At 72.4% G+C, this 20,678-nt stretch carries 16 protein-coding genes and 2 tRNA genes; 5 read left to right on the top strand and 13 right to left on the bottom strand.

Going from position 1 to position 20,678, the window contains the following annotated elements; all coding sequences use genetic code 11:
- Positions 1-12: 12 nt before the first annotated feature.
- The 5 genes from SMA5143A_RS13045 to SMA5143A_RS13025 form a co-directional block, all read right to left on the bottom strand.
- Complete coding sequence (locus tag SMA5143A_RS13045) at positions 13-1,827, bottom strand: sensor histidine kinase (RefSeq protein ID WP_107463093.1); 1,815 nt, start codon at positions 1,825-1,827, stop codon at positions 13-15.
- Complete coding sequence (locus SMA5143A_RS13040; protein WP_181361829.1) at positions 1,824-2,564, bottom strand: response regulator transcription factor; 741 nt, start codon at positions 2,562-2,564, stop codon at positions 1,824-1,826. The genes SMA5143A_RS13045 and SMA5143A_RS13040 overlap by 4 nt, the downstream gene beginning before the upstream one ends.
- Before the next feature lie 261 nt (positions 2,565-2,825).
- Entirely contained in the window at positions 2,826-3,176 is a 351-nt protein-coding gene (locus SMA5143A_RS13035) for an antibiotic biosynthesis monooxygenase family protein (protein ID WP_107463163.1), read from the bottom strand.
- Positions 3,177-3,375: 199 nt separating this feature from the next.
- Complete coding sequence (locus tag SMA5143A_RS13030; protein WP_107463091.1) at positions 3,376-4,272, bottom strand: DUF2797 domain-containing protein; 897 nt, start codon at positions 4,270-4,272, stop codon at positions 3,376-3,378.
- 88 nt (positions 4,273-4,360) lie between these two features.
- The gene (locus tag SMA5143A_RS13025) at positions 4,361-4,807 is read right to left on the bottom strand and encodes a hypothetical protein (RefSeq protein WP_107463090.1); all 447 of its coding nucleotides are present in this window, start codon (positions 4,805-4,807) and stop codon (positions 4,361-4,363) included.
- 88 nt (positions 4,808-4,895) lie between these two features.
- On the opposite strand from SMA5143A_RS13025, the gene SMA5143A_RS13020 reads away from it, so the two are divergent.
- Together SMA5143A_RS13020 and SMA5143A_RS13015 are read left to right on the top strand one after the other, a co-directional pair.
- On the top strand, positions 4,896-5,387 hold the full coding sequence (locus SMA5143A_RS13020) for an MSMEG_6728 family protein (protein ID WP_107463089.1): 492 nt from the start codon (positions 4,896-4,898) through the stop codon (positions 5,385-5,387).
- 73 nt (positions 5,388-5,460) lie between these two features.
- Entirely contained in the window at positions 5,461-6,231 is a 771-nt protein-coding gene (locus SMA5143A_RS13015) for a hypothetical protein (RefSeq protein ID WP_107463088.1), read from the top strand.
- 151 nt (positions 6,232-6,382) lie between these two features.
- On the opposite strand, the gene SMA5143A_RS13010 is transcribed toward SMA5143A_RS13015, so the two are convergent.
- From SMA5143A_RS13010 to SMA5143A_RS13000, 3 genes are all read right to left on the bottom strand, one after another.
- Complete coding sequence (locus SMA5143A_RS13010; RefSeq protein WP_107463087.1) at positions 6,383-7,018, bottom strand: signal protein; 636 nt, start codon at positions 7,016-7,018, stop codon at positions 6,383-6,385.
- Positions 7,019-7,189: 171 nt separating this feature from the next.
- Positions 7,190-7,262, bottom strand: a tRNA-Arg gene (locus SMA5143A_RS13005).
- 188 nt (positions 7,263-7,450) lie between these two features.
- Positions 7,451-7,541, bottom strand: a tRNA-Ser gene (locus SMA5143A_RS13000).
- A gap of 265 nt (positions 7,542-7,806) precedes the next feature.
- On the opposite strand from SMA5143A_RS13000, the gene SMA5143A_RS12995 reads away from it, so the two are divergent.
- Together SMA5143A_RS12995 and SMA5143A_RS12990 are read left to right on the top strand one after the other, a co-directional pair.
- The gene (locus SMA5143A_RS12995) at positions 7,807-8,439 is read left to right on the top strand and encodes an SSI family serine proteinase inhibitor (RefSeq protein ID WP_107463086.1); all 633 of its coding nucleotides are present in this window, start codon (positions 7,807-7,809) and stop codon (positions 8,437-8,439) included.
- A gap of 386 nt (positions 8,440-8,825) precedes the next feature.
- Complete coding sequence (locus tag SMA5143A_RS12990; protein ID WP_107463085.1) at positions 8,826-14,111, top strand: PAS domain-containing protein; 5,286 nt, start codon at positions 8,826-8,828, stop codon at positions 14,109-14,111.
- 111 nt (positions 14,112-14,222) lie between these two features.
- Here SMA5143A_RS12990 and SMA5143A_RS12985 read toward each other — a convergent pair whose 3' ends face one another.
- The 5 genes from SMA5143A_RS12985 to SMA5143A_RS12965 form a co-directional block, all read right to left on the bottom strand.
- Positions 14,223-15,881 (bottom strand): long-chain fatty acid--CoA ligase, encoded by a 1,659-nt coding sequence (locus SMA5143A_RS12985; RefSeq protein ID WP_181361828.1) that lies wholly within the window; start codon positions 15,879-15,881, stop codon positions 14,223-14,225.
- Between the two features lie 155 nt (positions 15,882-16,036).
- Positions 16,037-16,615 carry a SigE family RNA polymerase sigma factor gene (locus SMA5143A_RS12980; protein WP_107463084.1) on the bottom strand — a complete coding sequence of 193 codons (579 nt, stop codon included), beginning with the start codon at positions 16,613-16,615 and terminating at the stop codon, positions 16,037-16,039.
- Between the two features lie 229 nt (positions 16,616-16,844).
- The gene (locus SMA5143A_RS12975; protein WP_107463083.1) at positions 16,845-18,011 is read right to left on the bottom strand and encodes a lipid-transfer protein; all 1,167 of its coding nucleotides are present in this window, start codon (positions 18,009-18,011) and stop codon (positions 16,845-16,847) included.
- Positions 18,008-18,403, bottom strand: a complete 396-nt coding sequence (locus tag SMA5143A_RS12970; RefSeq protein ID WP_107463082.1) for a MaoC/PaaZ C-terminal domain-containing protein — start codon at positions 18,401-18,403, stop codon at positions 18,008-18,010. The genes SMA5143A_RS12975 and SMA5143A_RS12970 overlap by 4 nt, the downstream gene beginning before the upstream one ends.
- Positions 18,400-19,317: a bifunctional MaoC family dehydratase N-terminal/OB-fold nucleic acid binding domain-containing protein gene (locus SMA5143A_RS12965; RefSeq protein ID WP_375136479.1), complete on the bottom strand. Its 918-nt coding sequence runs from the start codon at positions 19,315-19,317 to the stop codon at positions 18,400-18,402. Before SMA5143A_RS12965 ends, SMA5143A_RS12970 begins: the two co-directional genes overlap by 4 nt.
- Positions 19,318-19,634: 317 nt before the next feature.
- On the opposite strand from SMA5143A_RS12965, the gene SMA5143A_RS12960 reads away from it, so the two are divergent.
- The gene (locus SMA5143A_RS12960) at positions 19,635-20,582 is read left to right on the top strand and encodes a bifunctional DNA primase/polymerase (protein ID WP_107463081.1); all 948 of its coding nucleotides are present in this window, start codon (positions 19,635-19,637) and stop codon (positions 20,580-20,582) included.
- The last annotated feature ends 96 nt before the right edge of the window (positions 20,583-20,678 follow it).

The following is a 20,678-nucleotide window of genomic DNA, read 5'->3' as shown; positions in this document are numbered from 1 at the left end:
GCTGTGCTGTGCCTATGAGTCCGGCTGCCGGGGGGCGGGCCGGTGCGCGGGCCGCGGTACGGGCCGGTGCGCGGCGTCGACGAGGTCCTGGCCGACGCCGCCGGTGTCGAGAGCGAAGTCCAGGTCGGTGTCGTGTCCGGAGTCCGGGTCGACGTCCGGGTCGGCGTCGTGGTCCAGGTCGTCGAACCGCCAGTCGGCGGCGTCGTCGAGCAGGGGTCCGGGCCCGCCGAGGACGGGCAGGTGCACGGTGAACACGGTCCTTCCGGGCACGCTGTCGACGGTCACGGCACCGCCGTGCGCATCGGCCACGGCCTGCACGATGGCGAGTCCGAGGCCGGTCGAGCCGGACACCCGGGACCGGGAGGAGTCCCCGCGCGCGAACCGTTCGAAGACGTGCGGCAGCAACTGCTCGGGGATGCCCTGCCCGTCGTCCTCGACGTCCACGCACATCCAGGGCCCGCGCCGCTGCACGCGTGCGGTGACCGTGGTCCCGGGCGGTGTGTGCGTACGGGCGTTCGCCAGCAGATTGACGAGGACCTGTTGGAGCCGTGCCGCGTCCGCCGACACCGGCGCCGGCGCGTCGGGCAGGTCGAGCCGCCAGTTGTGGCTCCGCCCGGCAGCCCGCGCGTCGCTGACGGTGTCCACGACCAGAGGGATCAGATCGGTCCGCTCGAACTGCAACGGCCGTCCGGCGTCGAGCCGCGCCAGCAGCAGCAGATCCTCGACGAGCAGTGTCATCCGTCCGGACTCGGACTCGATGCGGCCGAGCGCGTGCCGCGTGTCGGGCCCGATGGCCTCCCGGCCGCGCCGGGTGAGTTCGGCGTAGCCCCGGATGGACGCGAGGGGTGTCCGCAGCTCATGGCTGGCGTCCGCCACGAACTGCCGGACGCGCGTCTCGCTCTCCTGCCGCGAGTGCAGCGCGCCGTGGATGTGGTCGAGCATCCGGTTGAGAGCGGCCCCGACCTGTCCGACCTCCGTGTGCGGGTCGGTCTCGGACTCGGGCACCCGTTCGTTGAGGGTGACCTCGCCGGTGTGCAGGGGCAGCTCGGAGACACGGGTGGCGGTGGCCGCCACCTTGCGCAGCGGCCGCAGGGCCACCCCGACCAGCGCGGACCCGGCGATACCGGCGGCGACGAGCCCGGCTCCGGTGACGCTGAGCTCGACGACGACGAGGGTGTTGAGGGTGTTGTCGACGTCCGTGGTCGGCAGCGCGACGTAGTAGGTGCCCTTGATGCCCGTGACGTAAGTGACCCGGTAGTCACCGAGCCCGGTGAGCTCCACGGTGTCCATGCCCGTCCTGGACGCGGCGGCGAGTTCCTTCGTCGTCGCGGCCGGGAGTTCGGTCCCGTACATCCGGTCGAAGCCGCCGGAGTCGGTGGACTTCTCCCGCGCCACGACCGCCTTGCTGACCTTGCCGCTGTCGTCGACCGCGGCGATGACGGTGTTCTCCAGCGTCGGGCCCCTCACGAAGTCCTCGAGCTTCTCGTCCGTCGTCCGAGCCGTGAACGCACCGGAGCTGTCACCGGCCCCTGAGCCGTTCGGTTTCTGGAAACCGGGGTAGCCGCCGCTCGGCTTGAGCCCGTCCAGCGCCTCCTGGGGAGGGCCGGACGCCCGGTCGCCCACGTCTTGCACCTGACGGTCCAGCTGGTTGTTGAGGTGCTCGCTCAGCGCGATCGTCGTCACCGTTCCGATCACCGCGCACACCACCGCGATCAACGCCACCGCGGAGACGACGAGCCGCGTACGCAGTGTGCGCGGCTGCCGTTTCCCTCGTCCCGGCCCGAGCCGCGACCACCACCGCGTACGCGTCCGTCGTCGCCCGCTCATGAAGCGCCGGGCTTGATCAGATAACCGGCTCCCCGCCGCGTGTGGATCATCGGCTCGCGCCCGGCGTCGATCTTCCGCCGCAGGTAGGAGATGTACAGCTCGACCACGTTCGCCTGGCCACCGAAGTCGTACGACCACACCCGGTCGAGGATCTGCGCCTTGCTGAGCACCCGCCGCGGGTTCCGCATCAGGAACCGCAGCAGCTCGAACTCGGTGGCGGTGAGGTGGATGTCGTCCCCACCGCGCGACACCTCGTGGCTGTCCTCGTCGAGCATGAGGTCACCGACGACGAGCACGGAGTCGGAGCGCCGGTCGGCGGCGCCGGAACGCCGGATGAGGCCCCGCAGCCGGGCGACGACCTCCTCCAGGCTGAACGGCTTGGTGACGTAGTCGTCGCCGCCGGCGGTGAGTCCGGCGATCCGGTCCTCGACCGCGTCCTTCGCGGTGAGGAAGAGGACCGGCACGTCCGGCAGATCCCGCCGCAGCCGCCCGAGGACGGTCAGCCCGTCCATGTCGGGGAGCATCATGTCCAGGACGACGGCGTCGGGCCGGAAGTCGCGCGCGGTCTGGAGGGCACCGGTGCCGTCCCCCGCGCTCCGGATCTGCCATCCCTCGTAGCGAAGGGCCATGGAGAGCAGTTCGGTGATCGACTGCTCGTCGTCCACCACAAGCACGCGGACGGGGCTCCCGTCCGGCCTCAGCAGTTCGGTGCGCCCCTGGGGCGAGGTCGTGGTCATGCTGGACACCTTGTCGGGGCCCTCTGAGAACACCCTTTCTGGAACCTGTGATTTTTCTGAGAAACACACAGGAGCCTCTCAGGGAACACCTGGGATGTTCCGGACTTCCGGGAGAACCTCCCAGCTGACCTGCGATTTCATGCCCCGGCGCAAGGTCTTCGCCTGGGCGCCTCACCGCGATCCCACAGCCCCCGCCCCACAGGAAACGGGACGCGCGCCCCCGTCCTGCCCCCCGCCTCATGCAAGCGCGGTCATGCTCGCCTACTCCCTCTCCTTCACGAACCCGTGGCTGCGTTCGACCTTGGCGACGTGCAGGGAGTAGCTCCGGTACCACTCGGCGCGCCCCCGCTTCTGTGCCGACCGGTGCTCCGTGTCGCTCCGCCACCGCTCCAGGGCGTCGGCGTCCCGGAAGTACCCCACGGTGATGGCGAGGCCGCCGGGCGTCTGTGCGTGGTCCATCCCGAGGTACCCCGGCACGTCCTTCACCAGTTCCTCCATCCGCTCGGCCGTCTCCCCGTAACCGCTCTGCTCCTCGGTCCGCGTGGAGGTGAACACCACGGCGTAGTAAGGCGGTTCGAAGGCAGGAACAGGTGCTATCCGCTGATCACTCATGTCGCCCACTGTCGCCTCGGTCATCGACCACCGTCCAGCGCCTTTCCGTACGGGATCCCAAAGGGATCGAAGTCTTTACCCGGAGCTCGACGACCACGGCCGGCGCGAAGCCCTCTCCGGCCGCCCGCAATCACACCACCGCACCCCCTCACCCGCTCGCCCTCGCTCCCCCCTCACCCGCGGGCCCCCTCACCCGCCCTCAGAACAGCCCGTCTTGGACCCCTCCCCCTGCCCCTCCCTCTCGCTTCCGCACCTCTCTGATCGGCACCGTGACCGCGTCACGCGCCCCCTCGCCCGTGGGAGCGGTCAACTCCCACCCGGTCATGAGCCGTGTGTCCAGAACGACGACTCCCTGCCCGGTGGCGAGATGCAGATCGGGCCCGGCGACGGCGAGCACCTCACCGCCCACCACACCGCCCGCGACCAGCTCGCTCACCACCCCGTCGGCGGCCGGCAGCGCGTCCAGCCCGAACACCCCGAAGTGATCGACCGCCTGGAACGCCACCGGTTCCAGGGACTCCGGCCACCCCGGCAGCGCGAGGGCCCGCCCGTGGACCGCCGCCAACTCCCCCTCGCGCTCCGCCGGTTCCGGCAGGGCGGCCCGCAGCAGCCTCTTCTCGGCGTACGGAATCCGGTCCGGCACCTTCAACGCGGCCCGCAGCACCTCCTCGGCCCGCCGCGCGGCCATCAGCGGCCCCCGCCCGAGCCACGCGAAGCACACCGCCCCCTGCTCCAGCAGTCGCGCCGACCCCCGCTCGATGGCCGTGATCCCGACCTTCACCATGCCGGGCCCGAACCACGCGAGGTACACGTGGTACGGCCGCGGATCATCGGCGAAGGTGTCGGCCGCGACGGAGTGCGCCCGGTCCAGCCGCGCACACTCCTCGCACCGCGCGCCGGTACTCCGCCCCGGAACGCCCGCCCGCACCGGACACGCGTGCCCCCGGGCCCCGACACAGGTCCGTCCGCCCCCGTCCACGACTCCGAAAACCACCGCCTTCCCCCGAGGCAGAGGACTCCTCCGCCCGCCTTCCCACACCAGACAGGGCTCGGCGCCGCCCCACCGCAGCCCGGTACATCTCCACGCGTGTGCCATCCCTCACGACATTAGAGGGCACCACTGACAATGCGACTGATCTGCGAAAACGACCCGGCCGCCGGACGTCGGGACACGCGGAAGCCACTCACGGGCTGTCGGGTCGGGCGGTGTGGGCGGGGTGGCCGGCCGTACGGCGGGCCTCCTTCATCTCCGCCTCATAGAGATGGTCCCGGCCGTCGGCCAGCTCGTCCACGGCGCTCTTCTCCAGCGCCTTGAAGGGCTCGTAGTAGGTGTCGTTGTAGGCCTCGACGATCTGGAACGTCCAGTGCCCGGGGATGACATTGCGCCCGAGGATCTCGGTCCGCACCTTGTCCGCCCACTCCGGGTGCCCGGCCTCCCGCAGCAGGCGCACGGCCCGGTCCAGTTCGAGATCGGCACCGCCGGTGAGCTGGTGGAAGTCGTAGAGGCGGCCGCGGGCCCGCTCGGTCATCTCCAGTGCCTTGGAGAGCGCCCCGAGCGCCTCCACCGTCGTGTCGCTGAGCCCTTCGGGCCGCTGATGAGCGCGGTCGGGGCCGTCGTGCTGTGCGTTCATGACTCCCGAAGTGCCCGTTTTCTCCCTATCCCATTCGGTCGACGTCAGGATGTGTCAGGGCCGTCGGCGCGGTACTCGTGACACCACCATGCAGACGTTCCTGCCCTACCCCGACTTCCGGGCGTCGGCGCTCACGCTGGACCGCCGCCGCCTCGGCAAACAGCGGGTCGAGGCGTTGCAGGTGCTCCGCGGCCTCGTCGTACCGGGCTACGGCTGGCGCCACCACCCGGCGGTACGGATGTGGGCCGGATACGAGGAAGCGCTGGTCCGGTACGGCCTGGACGTGTGCGCGGTGTGGTGCGAGCAGGGCCACCAGGACAGCTGCGCGACCACCCTGGTCGCCGACCTCCTGGCGTTCCGCCCCGGAACACAGATCCGCCCCCAGACCGCGCTGGGGGAGGCCGCCGAACTCCCCCCTTGGCTGGGCGACGACACGTTCCACCGCAGCCACCGCTCGGCACTCCTCCGCAAGGACCCCGCCACGTACACCCCCCTCTTCCCCGACGTCCCACCCGACCTCCCCTACGTCTGGCCCACGTCGGACAGAACCACGACCCAGCCCCAACGGTCCGAGCCATGACACGGCGACGGCTCGGGTAAGGTGGCGATCTTCGGCCGGCGGAAGCCGTACGGAGTCCTCGAAGGCCGGGCACATGCAACTCGCCGACCATCCCGCACGCCGCCGCCTCAGCGCCGCCCTGGAGAACCTCTCCACCACCTTCCGCGGCATGACCGCTCACCCGGACGAGCACAACTGCGAGTGCCACTGGGGCAGTCCGGAGGAGATCGCCCTGCTCAAGACGCCGGACGTGGAACTGGATCCGGATCTCCTGCGCAGGACCTGGCAGGCCGTCGACTGGACCGACCACGCCGCCGTGCTGCGCCGCATCCTGCCGCAGTTCGCCACAGACCTGGTCGCCGGTCGCGTGAATCCCCGGTACGACGCACTGGAGGAGGCCGGGTACTCCCTGGCCCGAGGCCGCTGGCAGCAGTGGCCCGAGGATCACGCCGGTCCGGTACGCGAGTTCCTGCATGCCTGGTGGGCCCAGAGCCTCACCGATCCGGATGCGGTCGTACCGGCGCACCGGGTCCTCGTGCTGTGTGCCGAGGCGTCCGGAACGCTGGGACCGTGGCTTGCCGCATGGGAGCAGCACACCGAGCCCCTCAGTGACCGCCGCCTGGCCGAGGCGGCGGCGGAATGGGAGTACGAGCTCCTGGGGGACGGCCTGCCCTGGAGAGTCGGCTGGTACGAGCACGACGAGGAGAAGATGCGCGCCGACCTGGTCACGTGGCTCCTCGACCACGCCGTGACGCGGCTCCGCGAGTCGAACGCACCGGAAGACCTACAGCACCGGATACGACTCCTGGGACTCACCGACGAGGACCGCTGGACGGACCCACACTGGCCCGGCCACCGCTACTGACGACCGCCCCCACCCGGAAGCGAGCGAGGAGGAGGTGCGGGCAGCACTGGGCAAACTGTCCGAAGCCATGGGTGGCGTCGGCTGAGGACTCCGTAACCATGACCTGCTCTCCAGGGGACCCCGAACTCGGGGCCCCCTGCATGTCGTTCGCCTATGCGGCATCCACGGTCAGGGAGTAGTCCACACCAACGGCGAAGTCCTGGGCCTGACCACGAATTTTCAGTGTGTGCTTCCCGGGCTCCAGCGGGGGCAACTGGACCCAGAGGCCGCACCCTGTGGTCGTGAGGCGCTCGTCCGTGCCTGTGACGGGGTTGAAGGCAACGCCCTTCACAGAGATCGGCTCTCCGCGGTTCGTCTCCGATTCGACCTTCTTGCCGTCCAGGACTGCGGACCCCTTGGCCTCGCTCATGAAGGTTGCGCAGTCCTCCGGCTCACCCATCAGGTTCACCAGGGGAAACGCGACAGGGATCCCTTCGGGGACGTGGCAAGTGCGCTCGGCCCGAGTGCCGAAGGTACCCGCCAGAAACCACACGTCCTGCGGCTGGTTGCGCTCACAATCGCTCCCATCCTCGTCAGCGACCGGATTGGTGCCTTCGGGTTCCGACAGTGCCCACGTCCACCATCGGCTCTGCAGATCCTCAGGAGAGAGACCGTCTGGCGCCGACGACGGCGCACCTGAAGCCCGAGCCGGCGAGTCCCCCGTTCCCTCGGTTGCGCTGCGCCCGCACCCCACCAGCGCCGCCAGGACCATGGTCATGAGCACCACCCTGCCGGTCTTGATCTTCATGAGATCCCCTCCCCCTACTGCGCACGTGCGCGACCCCCGGTCGCATACGGATGGCGTGGACCCTGTCCGCGAAGCCGGCCGGCCCCCTTGGGCCACCCGTTGCTGTACTTCGCCGCTGCACGCCCCCGAAACGCAAGAGGCCCCGGATCTCTCCGGGGCCTCTCACCTGTGTGCACTCGGCAGGATTCGAACCTGCAACCTTCTGATCCGTAGTCAGATGCTCTATCCGTTAAGCTACGAGTGCTTGTTCTGTTTTCCGCCGGTCCCGGCCCTTTCGGCCCGCTCTTGGCGACAGGAAGAACATTACATGACTGCCGTCGCCATGTGAAATCCGTTTGCCGCACCCCTTGTGACCTGCGAAAACACCTCCGTGGGCCCTCCAGGGAACGACGAAGCCCCGGTCGCGTGGACCGGGGCTTCGGTGATCAAGCGCGGAGGCGGAGGGATTTGAACCCTCGATGGGCTTTAAGGCCCAAACCGCATTAGCAGTGCGGCGCCATAGACCGGACTAGGCGACGCCTCCCGCACAACCGCCCGCGCGAGCGCGAGTGGTGCGTGCAGATGATGACACAGCCGAGTGGGCTGTCACCAATCGCCTCCCACGGTACTAGGCGGAGAGGCCGCAGGGCAAAGCCGTATGGCACGTCGCGGCGGGTCGGAGGGTGTTCGGGAACGGTTCGTCAGGGACGTCCGGGATCGGCGGGGCGGGTCGGCGCGACAGGGCCCCTCTCCTGCGTCCGCTCCTGCGTCCGCCGCAACCGTGGGACCCCCGTGGCGTTAGTCAGGTCATGTTGCAGAGCCGTCCACCCACACCGCCGCAGGGGTCCTCCGCCTCCGCCCTCGCCCCCACCCCCGCCGACGCCCGTCACGCGGCCTCCGGTCGGCCCGTCCGCCCGTTCGCCCCCGGCGCCTCCCGTGCCGCCACCCCCGGCCGTTCCGCTCGCCGGGTTCTGCTCGGTGCCGTCGTCTCCCTCGCCGCGGCCGCCGCCGGGGCGTTCTCACCCTCGGCCGCTCCGGTCGCGTACGCCGCCGACGCGTCGCCCCGTATCGGCGAGGCGCTCCCCCGGACGGCGTTGCCCCTGCCCGTCGCTCCTCAGGACCGGCTGGTCGTCACGGTCCGGGGTGCGGGCGAGGGGGCCGACGGGCGGTTCGAGCTGCGCTGCCATCCTCAAGGGGGCAGTCATCCGCACACCCGGGACGCCTGCGGGCAGCTCGATCAGCGGACCGTCTGGGGCAAGGATCCCTTCGCACCCGTCGCGCCGGGCACCGTGTGCACGATGTTGTACGGCGGACCGGCCACCGCCCATGTCACCGGGATCTGGGCCGGTCGCCCGGTCGACGCGCGCTTCGAGCGCGGCAACGGCTGCGAGATCGCCCGCTGGGACTCACTCGTCCCCGTACTTCCTGATCTCCGTAAGTAACGGCGCCCTCCCCGCCTACGACCACAGCGCCCTCCCCACCCACGCTCACGATCACGGCACCCTCCCGCCCTCGCCCCGATCACGGCGCTCCCCCCGCCCTCGGACCGTCGGCACGCCCCCGCCCGCCCCTCCCCCGATAACTCCGACGGCATATGCCCATAAGCCCGAGCGGGGGTCGTAGGCGCCGTACATATGTGCCGCGAGGCGTGTGGTTCGGCAAAACACACGGTCACGGCATCTCCGTATGTTCGGTGTGCGACCTCCCTCTCATCCGGCGTCGCGAGCGCAACCTCTGCCCGTAGACTCCCTCGCGTGACACGTCGCGGGCCGGTTGGCAAGATGGCCCAGGCGGTCGGCAAGGTGCGGTAACAGGGAGGAAGCGTCTCGTGAGCAGCAGGCCATCCCGAGGCGCTGCTCGCCTCGCAGCCATACTGGACGCGCTGCCTGACGCGTTGGTGCTGGTCAACGCCAATGGGACCGTCGTCAACGCGAACACCATCGCCCTGGAGGCCTTCGAGGCCCCGGGGACCGCCCTGGTGGGGCGCGGGCTGCTGGACCTTCTCCCCGAGTTCGACTCCCGGCTCATTCCGGGGTCGATGCGCCGGCCCGACACCATGGACCCGACCGGGCGGACCAAGCCGACCCGCATGATCGCCCGCCGGACCGACGGCAGCGAGTTCCCGGTCGAGGTCACAAGCGCGAATCTGGAGAACGGGCAGCAGGCGTACGACGGTTACGGCTCCGCCAATGACGAGCTGCTCATGCTGGTCGTACGCGACCTCTCCGGCACCGTCGACACCGAGGCCGAACTCGCGCGTTCGCAACGGCAGACCGAGATGATCCTGCGGGCCGCGGCCGAGGGCGTCGTGGGGACGGACACCGACGGGCGGATCGTCCTCGTGAACCCGGCCGCCGCCCAGATACTGGGTTACCGGGCCAGCGATCTCGGCGGGCGCGAGCTGCACACCCTCGTCCTGCACTCCCGCGAGGACGGCTCCCCCTTCCCGTACGGCGAGTCGCCGCTCGCCGACACCCTGCGGTCCGGGCGCAAGCACCGCGTGCGCGGCCAGGTCCTGTGGTCCAAGAGCGGCGACAAGGTGTCGGTCGACCTGACGACCGCGCCGGTGCGCGACGGGGACCAGCTCGTCGGGGCCGTGATGACGTTCACCGACCGGCGGCCCTACGACCAGCTCGCGGAGGAGAAGAGCGCCGAGGCCGAGCGGCACGCGGAGGAGCTGAAGCAGCTCGCCGAGGAGCACGCCGAGGAACTGGAGGGCGTGCGGGAGCAGCACACCACCGAACTCGCCGAGCTGCGCGAGAAGCACGCCGAGGAACTCGCCGCCGGTGACGAGCGGTACGCCGCGCTCGGCGAGCGGGAGAAGGACCGCTACGAGGCGCTGGCCGCGCGGCACGAGCAGCTGCTCGCCGTGCTGGGCACCTCCCTGCGCGGCCCGCTCGACCAGCTCCGCAGCGAACTGGGCACCCTCGCCGCTGACGACGCCGGGCAGCTGTGGCCCGAGGCCAACCAGGTCCTCCACCACCTCACCGCCGGGTACTCGCGGATCACCACCCTGATCGACAACGTGCTCGGGTACCAGCGGATCGACGCCGGTGAGGACGGCCTCGTCCGTACGACGGTGATGCTCGACGCGGTCGTCGCCGCCGGTGTCGACGGTGCCGTGGAACTGGTCGGGCCGGGGCGGGTGCAGTTCGCCGTGCACGCGCCGCCCATCGAGGCGGAGGTCGACCAGGCCCGGCTCGCGACCGCCCTCGCGCACCTCATCGCGGATGTCGCCGGCGTCGACGCGACCGGCAACGCGCCGATGTCCGTCGGCGGCTACATGGACAACACCGTCGTCGTGGCGGCGGCGCAGCGCGGCGAGGTCGTACGGATCGAGGTCCGTGGCCCCTACGCCGGGGGTGACCCGGTGCACCAGCCGATCGTGCAGGGGATCGTGCGCGCGCACGGCGGTGTGCTGCAGACGCACGAGGTGCCGGGGATGAGCGGCAGCGCGTACGTGCTGGAGGTGCCGCTCGGGGGCGGCGCGGGCACGGTTCCCGTGCAGGCCCCCGTCGTGGCCGTCGAAGAGTCCGCGCCCCTCGCCGAGTCACCTGCCGACGGTCCCGTGGCCGCCGGTGCCGAGGTCTCGTTGCCCGAGCCGGCCGCCGCCGGTGGCGCTGGTGGAGCCGGTGGAGCCGGTGGTGGGCGGCGTCGGGCCCGGCGGTCGTCCGTGGACGCGTTCCTGGACAGCGACGACGCCCCCGAGGCGGAGGCCGCGCCCGCCGCGCCTCCCACCGGGCGTCGTCGGCGCCGGGCCGAGGACGCCGCGGGCGGTCCCCCCGCCGAGGCGCCCGTGCCCGGGCAGGGCGGCACCGACGAGGCCGAGGGCACCGGGCGGCGACGCGGCCGGGCAGCCGCTGCCGACGGTGCCGGAGAGGCCGTCGCCGCCGAGGGCGCGGTCGTCACGGCGGCCGAGCACGCCGCCGGCACCGCTGCCGCCGCCTCCGGGCTCGGCGGGACCGTGCCGCCCCAGGGCGTGCCCGCGCCCAGTGGACGACGGGCACGCCGCGAGCCCGCCGCGCAGAACGCGTTGCCGCCCGCGCTGCCCGCCGGCCCGGCCACGACCCCCTCGCCCGACGCCGCGACCGGTGACACGAGCGAGGGCCAGCCCTCCGGCCGCCGTCGTCGTGCGCTGGCCAAGGCGGAGGAGCGCGCCGCCGCCGAGCCCGCCGGGCGTGCCGTCTTCGCGCTGCCGCCGGCCGAGGCCGACCGTGGCCCCGAGTACGCGCAGAACGCCGGTCTGGGTCCGGTGCCGGTGCCTGCGGCGCCGGGCGGGGCGGTGACTCCGGGTACTCCGGGCGCGCCTGCCGGAGCTGTGGCCGTGCCTGCGGTGCCCGCGCAGGGGTCGCAGAGCGTCCCGGGGGCCCCGGGAGCGGAGGTGTACGAGGCTGAGGGCGGCCAGGGAGCCGCGGTGCCCGGGGGGATGGTGCCCGTCGGTGGGGCCGCGCTGCCCGCAGGAGGGGTCGTACCGCCTGGTGGGCCGGTACCGGCCGGTGGGCCTGTGCCGGTGACGGGGGCTGTGCCTGGTGGGGGGCCGGTCCCTGCCGCTGGGCCGGTGCCCGCCGGGCAGCCGATGCCGGGGGCAGGTCCTGTGTCGCCCGGGCAGCCGATGCCGGGACCCGTGCCGCCTGGGGGCATGGTGCCCGCCGGGGGTCCGGTCCCCGCCCCGGGCCCCGTACCCGCGGCCGGTCCCGTACCTGCCGCGGGGCCCGTGCCCGCCACCGGGCTCGCCCAGCCCGCCCAGGCTCAGGTGCAGGCAACGGGTGAGGCGGCCCAGCCGCAACCGCGGGTTCAAGGCCAGGTTCAAGGGCAGGTGCAGGCTCCGCCGCAGGTCCAGGGCGCCGGGGTGCCCGGTGTCGCGGCCGCGCAGGGTGCCGTACCGGTGCCGGATGCCGCGCAGGCGGCCAGGGTCGGCCAGGCGGTCGTCGCCGGTCAGGTGCCGGGGGCTCCCGTCGGGAGTGCGGACGACGGGCGCCATGACGCCGCGCTGCACAACCCGGCGGACGACCACACCCCGCCGCAGCCGCATCCCCTGCCCGCGCCGACCGGCCGCCGCCGCGCCGTTCGCCCCGCTGCACAGGGCGACGTCGGGGCACAGGTCGCCGCCGGGCAGCAGCCGGTGCCGGTCCAGGTTCCCCCGGGTCAGGGCGCCCCTCCGCAGATGGTGCCCGGCCAGCCGGTACCCGCGCAGGGCGCCGCCGCTCCACAGCCGGTGCCCGCGCAGGGCGTCCCCATGGGTGCCGCTCCCGCGCAGGCCGCTGCTCCCGGTCAGCCCATCCCCGCCCAGGGTCTGCCCGGCGCCCCGCAGCCGGTGCCCGCCCAGGGCGTTCCCGGGACCGCCGCGCAGTCCGCTGCCGCACAGTCCGCTGCCGCACCGCCGCAGGGTGTCGCCGGTCCGGCCCAGCAGGTGCCCGCCCACGCCGCCGCCCCCGGCCAGCCCGTCGGCGCTCCCGGCGCGGGCGCGCAGCCCGTGCCCGGCCAGGGTGTCCCCGGGGCCGCGGAGCAGGTAGCTGCCGCACCGGCCCAGGGTGCCCCCCAGCAGGTCGCCGCGCCCGGCCAGTCCGGTCTCGCGCAGGGTGCCGTACCGGGTGCTCAGGGTGCCCCGCAGCCGGTGCCCGCCCAGGGCGTGCCCGGTGCCGGTCAGCCGGCCACGCCGCAGGCGCAGCCCCAGTCCTGGCCCGACCCCGGTCAGGACAGCACCGGCGCCGGTGTGCCCGTGGCCGGTGCGCAGGCTCCGTTGCCTCCGCAGTCGACGCCGTCGTCGGGGACCCCGCTGCCGCCGGAGCGAGCCGTGCAGCAGCAGCCTCGTGTCGCGCAGCCGCTGCCCGCCGAGGCCGCGCCGACCGCCGGGCCCGTCGCCTCGCTCGACCCCAACTCGACGCAGGGCCGGGCGATCAGCGTGCGGACGCTGGGCCAGGGGGTCCCGTTCGCCCGCCAGGGCGCCCCCCAGGCGCAGGGCCAGCCCCAGCCGGGGTCCACCCCCGCCCCGAACCAGCCCGGCGGTTCCGGTCGGCGCCGCAAGCTCGGAACGCCGCCCGAACCCGCCGGTGACCGCCCCGAGTCGGCCGCGCGCCCCCACCCGCAGCCCGGACAGGCCAAGGGCAACGGCAGCGGGCAGACCCCGCTGCCCGCTCAGCCGGGCCAGCCGTCCCTGGCCGGACAGGTGCCGCTGCCGCCCCATGCCTCGCTCGCCGGACAGGTGCCCCTGCCGCCGCAGCCCTCCCTCGCCGGGCAGTCCCGGCTGGCGGGCAACACCGACGGAGCCGGGCGCTCGTACGCCATAGGGGCCCCGGACGAGAACGCGGACGAAGGGCCCGAGCCGCTGGACGGACCCGGCGGGGCGGTGGAGGTTCCCGACCGGCCCCAGCCGCAGCCGATGGACGACGAATTGCCGCCGGAGCCGCTGGACAACCCGCGCCGGCTGCTCGTGTGGCCCGCTCCGGACGTGCCCACCCACCAGGCGCTCAGCGAGCGCGGCTACCGGCCCGTCATCGTGAACTCGCGTGAGGACGTCGACGCGCAGATCGCCGCGTATCCGGCCGCCCTCTTCGTCGACCCGCTCACCGGTCCCATCACGCGTACGGCCCTTCAGTCGCTGCGCCAGGCCGCGGTGGCCGCCGAGGTGCCCGTGCTCGTCACGGCGGGGCTCGGCCAGGCGACACGTGACGCGGCGTACGGGGCCGACCCGGCCATCCTGCTGAAGGCGCTCGCCCCGCGTGACTCCGAGCAGCATCCGCCGAGGGTCCTGCTGATCGAGGAGCACGCGGAGATCGCGCTCGCCCTGACCGCCACGCTGGAACGGCGGGGCATGCAGGTCGCGCGGGCCGCGTCCGACGCGGACGCCGTCACCCTCGCCGCGCAGATGCGCCCCAACCTCGTGGTGATGGATCTGCTCCAGGTCCACCGTCACCAGGCCGGGATCATCGACTGGCTGAGGACCAACGGGCAGTTGAACCGCACCCCGCTCGTCGTCTACACCGCCGCCGTCGACCAGGCCGAACTCCCGCGCCTGGCCTCGGGCGAGACCGTCCTGTTCCTCGCCGAGCGCTCGACCAGCCCGGACGTCCAGACCCGCATCGTGGACCTCCTGGCCCGCATCGGCACGAACTGAGGCCGCCGACACACGGGCTGAGGCCACCGACAACAGCACCTGGGGCACTGTTTCACGTGAAACAGTGCCCCAGGTCGTGCAGGTCTTCTCAGCCGGTCGGACGCCGGACCCTCAGATCTGCGTCACGTCCAGCTGACCGTCCGCGTACTGCCTGCGCAGCACCTTCTTGTCGAACTTGCCGACGCTCGTCTTCGGGACGGACTCGATGATCGTCCAGCGCTCCGGGAGCTGCCACTTGGCGATGTGGCCCTCCTCCGAGAGGAAGGACCGCAGTGCCGCGAAGTCCGTACTGGCGCCTTCCTTCAGCACGACGGTGGCCAGCGGGCGCTCGCCCCACTTCTCGTCCGGTACGGCGACGACGGCGGCCTCGGCGACGTCCGGGTGGGCCATGAGGGCGTTCTCCAGCTCGACCGAGGAGATCCACTCGCCGCCGGACTTGATGACGTCCTTGGCGCGGTCGGTGAGGGTGAGGAAGCCGTCCGGGCTGATCGTGCCGACGTCGCCCGTCTTCAGCCAGCCGTCCTCGCTGAACTTGTCCTCGGGCCGGAGGTGCTCGGCGCCCTGGCCGCCGTAGTACGCGCCCGCGATCCAGGGGCCGCGGACCTCCAGCTCACCGGCGGACTCGCCGTCCCAGGGAAGCCGCTCGCCGCCGGGGCCGGTGAGGCGGGCCTCCACGGAGGCGGGGAAACGGCCCTGGGTGAGGCGGTACGCGAGCTCCTCCTCCGAGTCGGCCTCGACATGGGCCGGCGGCCGGGCGATGGTGCCCAGCGGGGACGTCTCCGTCATGCCCCAGGCGTGGCAGACGCGCATACCGAGCTTGTCGAAGGCCTCCATGAGGGAGGGCGGGCAGGCGGAGCCGCCGATGGTGACCTGGGTGAGGGAGGAGACCTCCCGCGGACGGGCGTGCAGCTCGGCGAGCAGGCCCTGCCAGATGGTGGGAACGGCGGCGGCGTGGGTCGGCTTCTGCGTCTCGATCATCTCGGCGAGGGGGGCCGGTTGCAGGAACCGGTCCGGCATCAGCATGTTGACGCCGGTCATGAACGTCGCGTGGGGCAGGCCCCAGGCGTTCACATGGAACTGCGGGACGACGACGAGGGAGAGGTCCGCGTCCGTCAGGCCCATGGACTGGGCCATGTTGACCTGCATGGAGTGCAGGTAGATCGAGCGGTGGGAGTAGACGACGCCCTTGGGGTCGCCGGTGGTGCCGGAGGTGTAGCACATGGCCGCGGCGGAGCGCTCGTCCAGTTCGGGCCAGTCGTACGTGGTCGGCTTGCCGGCGATCAGGTCCTCGTACTCGTGCACCTGGACGCTCGCTCCGGCGAGCAGCGAACGGTCGCCGGGGCCGGACACGACGACGTGCTCCACCGGCTTGAGGTGCGGGAGGAGCGGTGCGAGGAGGGGGAGCAGCGAGCCGTTGGCGATGATGACGCGGTCCGCGGCGTGGTTGACGATCCAGGCGAGCTGCTCGGGGGGCAGCCGCAGGTTCAGGGTGTGGAGGACGGCTCCCATGGAGGGGATCGCGAAGTACGCCTCGACGTGCTCCGCGTTGTTCCACATGAGGGTCGCGACCCGCTCGTCGCCCTCGACGCCGAGGTCTTCGCGCAGGGCGTGGGCCAGCTGGGCGGTGCGGGCGCCGATCTCGGCGTAGGAGCGGCGGTCGGGTTCCCCCTCGCCGGTCCATGTGATCACCTGCGACGTCCCGTGGATGACCTGCCCGTGGGTCAGGATCCTGGAGATCAACAGCGGTACGTCCTGCATGGTGCTCAGCACGGCGTCCTCCCGGGGCGGCTCTGCCTACGCGGTGGTAACGGTTGCGCTGATTCTGCTCACATACCGCGCGGTATGTCACTAGGTGCCGGGATGATCGATCAGAGAGCGTTACCCGAGAAGCTTGATCGCGGCCGCATGTCAGGCCAACGATCGGGTTAGCGGACGGGTTCCAGTTCCGGGTCCTCACGCAGCTTGCCGAGCGCCCGCGACACCGCCGACTTCACCGTGCCCACCGAGACCCCGAGGACCTCGGCCGTCTGCACCTCGCTGAGATCCTCGTAGTACCTGAGGACCACCATCGCCCGCTGGCGGGCCGGCAGCTTCATGATCGCCCGCCACATCGCGTCGTGCAGTGCCTGCTGTTCGGCCGCATCCGACGTGTGGACGCCGTCCGGCTCGGGTAGCTCGTCGCACGCGAACTCGTCCACCTTGCGCTTGCGCCACTGGGACGTCCGCGTGTTCAGCAGCGCCCGCCGCACATACCCGTCGAGCGCCCGGTGGTCCTCGATCCGCTCCCAGGCGACGTACGTCTTGGCCAGCGCGGTCTGCAGCAGATCCTCGGCGTCGCTCGGGTTCGCCGTCAGCGACCGGGCGGTCCGCAGCAGCAGCGGCTGGCGGGCCTTCACGTACGCCGAGAACGACGGGTACGACAGGGTCACCCGGGGCGGGTTCGGCAGGGTCCGCGTCGCCGGTACAGCGGCGTTCGAAGCGCTGGTGCAGACGAGTGTGGTCATGGCTCCACGCTAGGAGCGGTCCCGCCCCGGCGGATCGGCCGCAGGTCCCTAAGACGAATCCCCCTCAGGTTGTAGGAGTAGGGCAGACCCCACCTACTGGAGGTGGATGAACGGCCCCCATCCACTGAGGGTGCATCCCTGAGGAACGCCTGCCCGGGCCGTACGGGTACGGGGTCGTCGCCGCCCTCACCCGCCTGTGCCCGGAGCACCGGCCCTCACTCACCTGCCCTCATCCACCCGTGCCCAGCACCAGGCCCGAGGTCGGTACTCCGGTGCCCGCGGTGACCAGGACGTGTTCCGTGCCGGCGATCTGGTTGACCGCGGTGCCGCGGAGCTGCCGTACCGCCTCCGCGATGCCGTTCATGCCGTGCAGATACGCCTCGCCGAGCTGGCCGCCGTGCGTGTTCAGCGGGAGCCGTTCCTCCGCGACGAAGCCGGCCGCCTCCCCGGCCGCGCAGAACCCGAACTCCTCCAGCTGCATCAGCACGAACGGCGTGAAGTGGTCGTAGAGGATGCCCACGTCGATGTCGCCCGGCCCGAGCCCGGAGGTCCGCCACAGCTGGCGCGCGACGACGCCCATCTCGGGCAGCCCCGTCAGGTCGGTGCCGTAGAAGCTCGTCATCTGCTCCTGGGCCCGGCCGGCTCCCTGGGCGGCGGCGACGATCACCGCGGGCGGCTTCGGCAGGTCCCGTGCCCGTTCCACCGACGTCACGACGAGCGCCTGGCCGCCGTCCGTCTCCTGGCAGCAGTCCAGCAGCCGCAGCGGCTCGACGATCCACCGGGAGGCCGCGTGCTCGGCGAGCGTGATGGGGCGCCCGTGGAAGTACGCCGCCGGGTTCGTCGCCGCGTACGCGCGGTCGACCACCGCCACGTGCCCGAACGCCTCCGGGGTCAGCCCGTAGGTGTGGAGGTACCGCTGCGCCGCCATCGCCACCCAGGACGCCGGGGTGAGCAGCCCGAACGGCAGCGTCCAGCCGAGCGCCGTCCCCTCCGCCGACGGCTCGCGGTGCCGCACCCCGGCCCCGAACCGCCGCCCCGACCGCTCGTTGAACGCCCGGTAGCAGACCACGACCTCCGCGACGCCCGTCGCCACGGCCAGCGCCGCCTGCTGCACCGTCGCGCACGCCGCCCCGCCGCCGTAGTGGACGCGGGAGAAGAAGGACAGCTCCCCGATGCCGGCGGCCTGCGCGACCGTGATCTCCGGGCTCGTGTCCATCGTGAACGTCACCATCCCGTCCACGTCCGCGGGCGTCAGCCCCGCGTCGTCCAGCGCGGCCCGCACCGCCTCCACGGCCAGCCGCAGCTCGCTGCGCCCCGAGTCCTTGGAGAAGTCGGTCGCCCCGATCCCGACGACGGCGGCCCGCCCGCCGAGCCGGTCCTTCGCACGCACGCTCATACGACGCCCTCCGCCGGGACGGTGACGGTGACCGTCCCCGTGACATGACGGCCGATGCCGTTGTCCCCCACGACCCTCACGGTGGCCGTGTCCCCGTCGACCTCCTCGACCGTGCCGGACAACACCATCGTGTCGCCGGGGTAGTTGGGCGCCCCGAGCCGGATGGCGACGCCCCGCAGGACGGCACACGGGCCGAAGCAGTCGGTGACGTACCGTCCGACCAGCCCGTTCGTCGTCAGGATGTTCATGAAGACGTCGGGCGATCCGCGCCGCCGCGCCAGCTCCGGATCGTGGTGCACGTCCTGGTAGTCGCGCGAGGCGATGGCTCCGGCGACCACGAGGGTCCGCGTGATCGGGATCCGCAGCGGAGGAAGCCCGTCCCCGGCCCTCATGCCCGCACCCCTTCCTCCGCACCACGGAACACGGGCAACTCCAACTCCTCGTCGTACCGCACGAAGGCGAGCCGTACGGGCATGCCGATCCGCACCTTGTCGTACGGCACCCCGATGACGTTGCTGATCATCCGTACGCCCTCGGCGAGTTCGATCAACCCGACGGCGTAGGGCGGATCGAAGGCCGGGAAGGGCGGGTGGTGCATGACGACGTACGAGTGGACGGTGCCCTCGCCGCTCGCCTCGACGGTGTCCCACTCGGGCGAGCCACATGCGTTGCACCCCGGCAGCCAGGGGAAACGCAGCGTGCCGCATCCGGTGCAGCGCTGGATGAGGAGGCGGTGGCGTGCGACGCCCTCCCAGAAACCGGCGTTGTCGCGGTTGACGACGGGGCGGGGCCGGCGCGGGGCCGGTTCCCGTGGCGGGGCCGCGACGCGGGGCGCGTACTTCAGTATCCGGAAGCGATGGGTGCCGGCGAGTTCGTCGCCGACGCGGACATCCGTACGGGTGGTGACGAAGTACCCGGTGCCGAGCTTGGTGGTCTTCCGGTCCGACACCGACTCGATGACCGAGTCGAAGCTGATCTCGTCGCCGGGGCGCAGCACCCGCAGGTACTCCTGCTCGCAGTCGGTGGCGACCACGGAGGTGTACCCGGCGCCGTCGAGGAGGGCGAGGAGCTCCTCGTACGCCGGCGAACGCGTCTCGTGTCCGCTCAGGCCGCCCATCGTCCACACCTGGAGCATGGTGGGCGGCGCGATCGCGTCGGGGCCGGTGTACGCGGGGTTGGTGTCGCCCATGGCCTCGCACCAGTGCCGGATCATGGGCGGGTTGACGGGGTCCTTGCCCAGGCCACCGCGTACGGCGGGGCGCCCCTCGTAGACCTTGAGTCGCACGGACAGATCCTCGATCACCACGCCACGGCCCCCTCCGGAGGTTTCTGACTATGCGTCAGATTGCAGGAAGTGGTGGGGGGACTGTCAATACGCCGGTGCGACAACCGGCTCATCGGTTGGACGGCGGCACCGAAGCCTCACGCCAAACACCTGCGCGACGGCGTTGGCCGCGTTCGATCCGCGGTCCACGTCGACACCGCTGCCGGCCGCCGCGACACCGCCGAAGAGAGCGACGGCGAGCGGCAGGGCCGAGACGGCGGCACGACGGAACGGCCGTACACCCGAAACCCCGACCGGGCCCTCTTCCCTTTATCGAACGTACGTACGAACATGGAAGCATGGCCACCATCGACCGGCAGGCCACCACCCTGGCCCTGGCACACGCCCTCTCCGCCGCCGAACGCGGACTGGCGGTGATCCCCCTGTCCCGCTCGAAACTCCCGGCCCTGCGCTCACCCCATCGCAACGACCCGGCCCCGACCCCCTGCCACGGCGAATGCGGCCGCTTCGGGCACGGCGTGTACGACGCCTCCACCGACCCCCGCCGCATCCGCGCGCTCTTCGCCGCCGCGCCCTGGGCCACCGGCTACGGCATCGCGTGCGGACTCCACCCCCACCATCTGATCGGCGTCGACCTCGACACGAAATCCGGTACGGACTCCTCCGCGGCCCTCCGTGAACTGGCCCTGCGCCACCTCTTCACGATCCCGGACACGGTCGTGATCCTCACCCCCAGCGGAGGCCGCCACCTGTGGCTCACCGGCCCGCCCGACGTGGTGGTGCCGAACTCGGCGAGCCGTCTCGCCCCCGGCATCGACATCAGGGGCGCCGGGGGATACCTGGTCGGCCCCGGCTCCCGCACGGACCACGGCGCCTACGGCCCGGTCCCGGGAACGGCCCACCTCCCGCCGGCCCCCTGCCCCTCGGCGCTGCTGCGGCTGCTTCTGACGCCGCCGACCAGGGGCCCCCACGGGCGGGGAGGCGCGGCCGGAGGGCGGGGAGGCGCGGCCGGAGGGCCGGGCGGCAGGGGTCCGGGGCCGAGCGGGGGTCTGGGGCCGGCCAGGGGCCACGCCCACGGCCACGGATTGATCCACTTCGTCCTCACGGCCCATGAAGGGCAACGCAACACCCGCCTCTTCTGGGCCGCCTGCCGCGCCTACGAGAACGGCCTCGGCCCCGACCTCGCCAACGCCCTCATAGACGCCGCGATCCACACGGGCCTCACGGAACGCGAGGCCCGCTCGACGGTGACGTCGGCGGCACGGATGTCGGGGCGGAGGGGGTGAGGGGGTGAGGGGGTGAGGTTGAGCCGGGACGGGAGTCCAGGAGCACTCGTAACAACCGGCGCGGGACCGGCGCCCGGGTTCGGGCGCCGGTCTGGT

It is taken from the genome of Streptomyces sp. MA5143a, assembly GCF_900290235.1.
Taxonomy (GTDB): Bacteria; Actinomycetota; Actinomycetes; order Streptomycetales; family Streptomycetaceae; genus Streptomyces.
The sequence above is the reverse complement of the archived record's forward strand: the minus strand, read 5'-3'. Positions and strand labels throughout refer to the sequence as shown.

Coding starts and splice junctions, on each gene's coding strand:
- SMA5143A_RS12995 (WP_107463086.1), top strand. CDS start 7,807: ATGTTGCAGAGCCGTCCACCCACACCGCCGCAGGGGTCCTCCGCCTCC.
- SMA5143A_RS12970 (WP_107463082.1), bottom strand. CDS start 18,403: ATGAGGGCCGGGGACGGGCTTCCTCCGCTGCGGATCCCGATCACGCGG.
- SMA5143A_RS13045 (WP_107463093.1), bottom strand. CDS start 1,827: ATGAGCGGGCGACGACGGACGCGTACGCGGTGGTGGTCGCGGCTCGGG.
- SMA5143A_RS13010 (WP_107463087.1), bottom strand. CDS start 7,018: ATGAAGATCAAGACCGGCAGGGTGGTGCTCATGACCATGGTCCTGGCG.
- SMA5143A_RS13015 (WP_107463088.1), top strand. CDS start 5,461: ATGCAACTCGCCGACCATCCCGCACGCCGCCGCCTCAGCGCCGCCCTG.
- SMA5143A_RS13035 (WP_107463163.1), bottom strand. CDS start 3,176: ATGAGTGATCAGCGGATAGCACCTGTTCCTGCCTTCGAACCGCCTTAC.
- SMA5143A_RS13040 (WP_181361829.1), bottom strand. CDS start 2,564: ATGACCACGACCTCGCCCCAGGGGCGCACCGAACTGCTGAGGCCGGAC.
- SMA5143A_RS13030 (WP_107463091.1), bottom strand. CDS start 4,272: ATGGCACACGCGTGGAGATGTACCGGGCTGCGGTGGGGCGGCGCCGAG.
- SMA5143A_RS12975 (WP_107463083.1), bottom strand. CDS start 18,011: ATGAGCGTGCGTGCGAAGGACCGGCTCGGCGGGCGGGCCGCCGTCGTC.
- SMA5143A_RS12980 (WP_107463084.1), bottom strand. CDS start 16,615: ATGACCACACTCGTCTGCACCAGCGCTTCGAACGCCGCTGTACCGGCG.
- SMA5143A_RS13020 (WP_107463089.1), top strand. CDS start 4,896: ATGCAGACGTTCCTGCCCTACCCCGACTTCCGGGCGTCGGCGCTCACG.
- SMA5143A_RS13025 (WP_107463090.1), bottom strand. CDS start 4,807: ATGAACGCACAGCACGACGGCCCCGACCGCGCTCATCAGCGGCCCGAA.
- SMA5143A_RS12960 (WP_107463081.1), top strand. CDS start 19,635: ATGGCCACCATCGACCGGCAGGCCACCACCCTGGCCCTGGCACACGCC.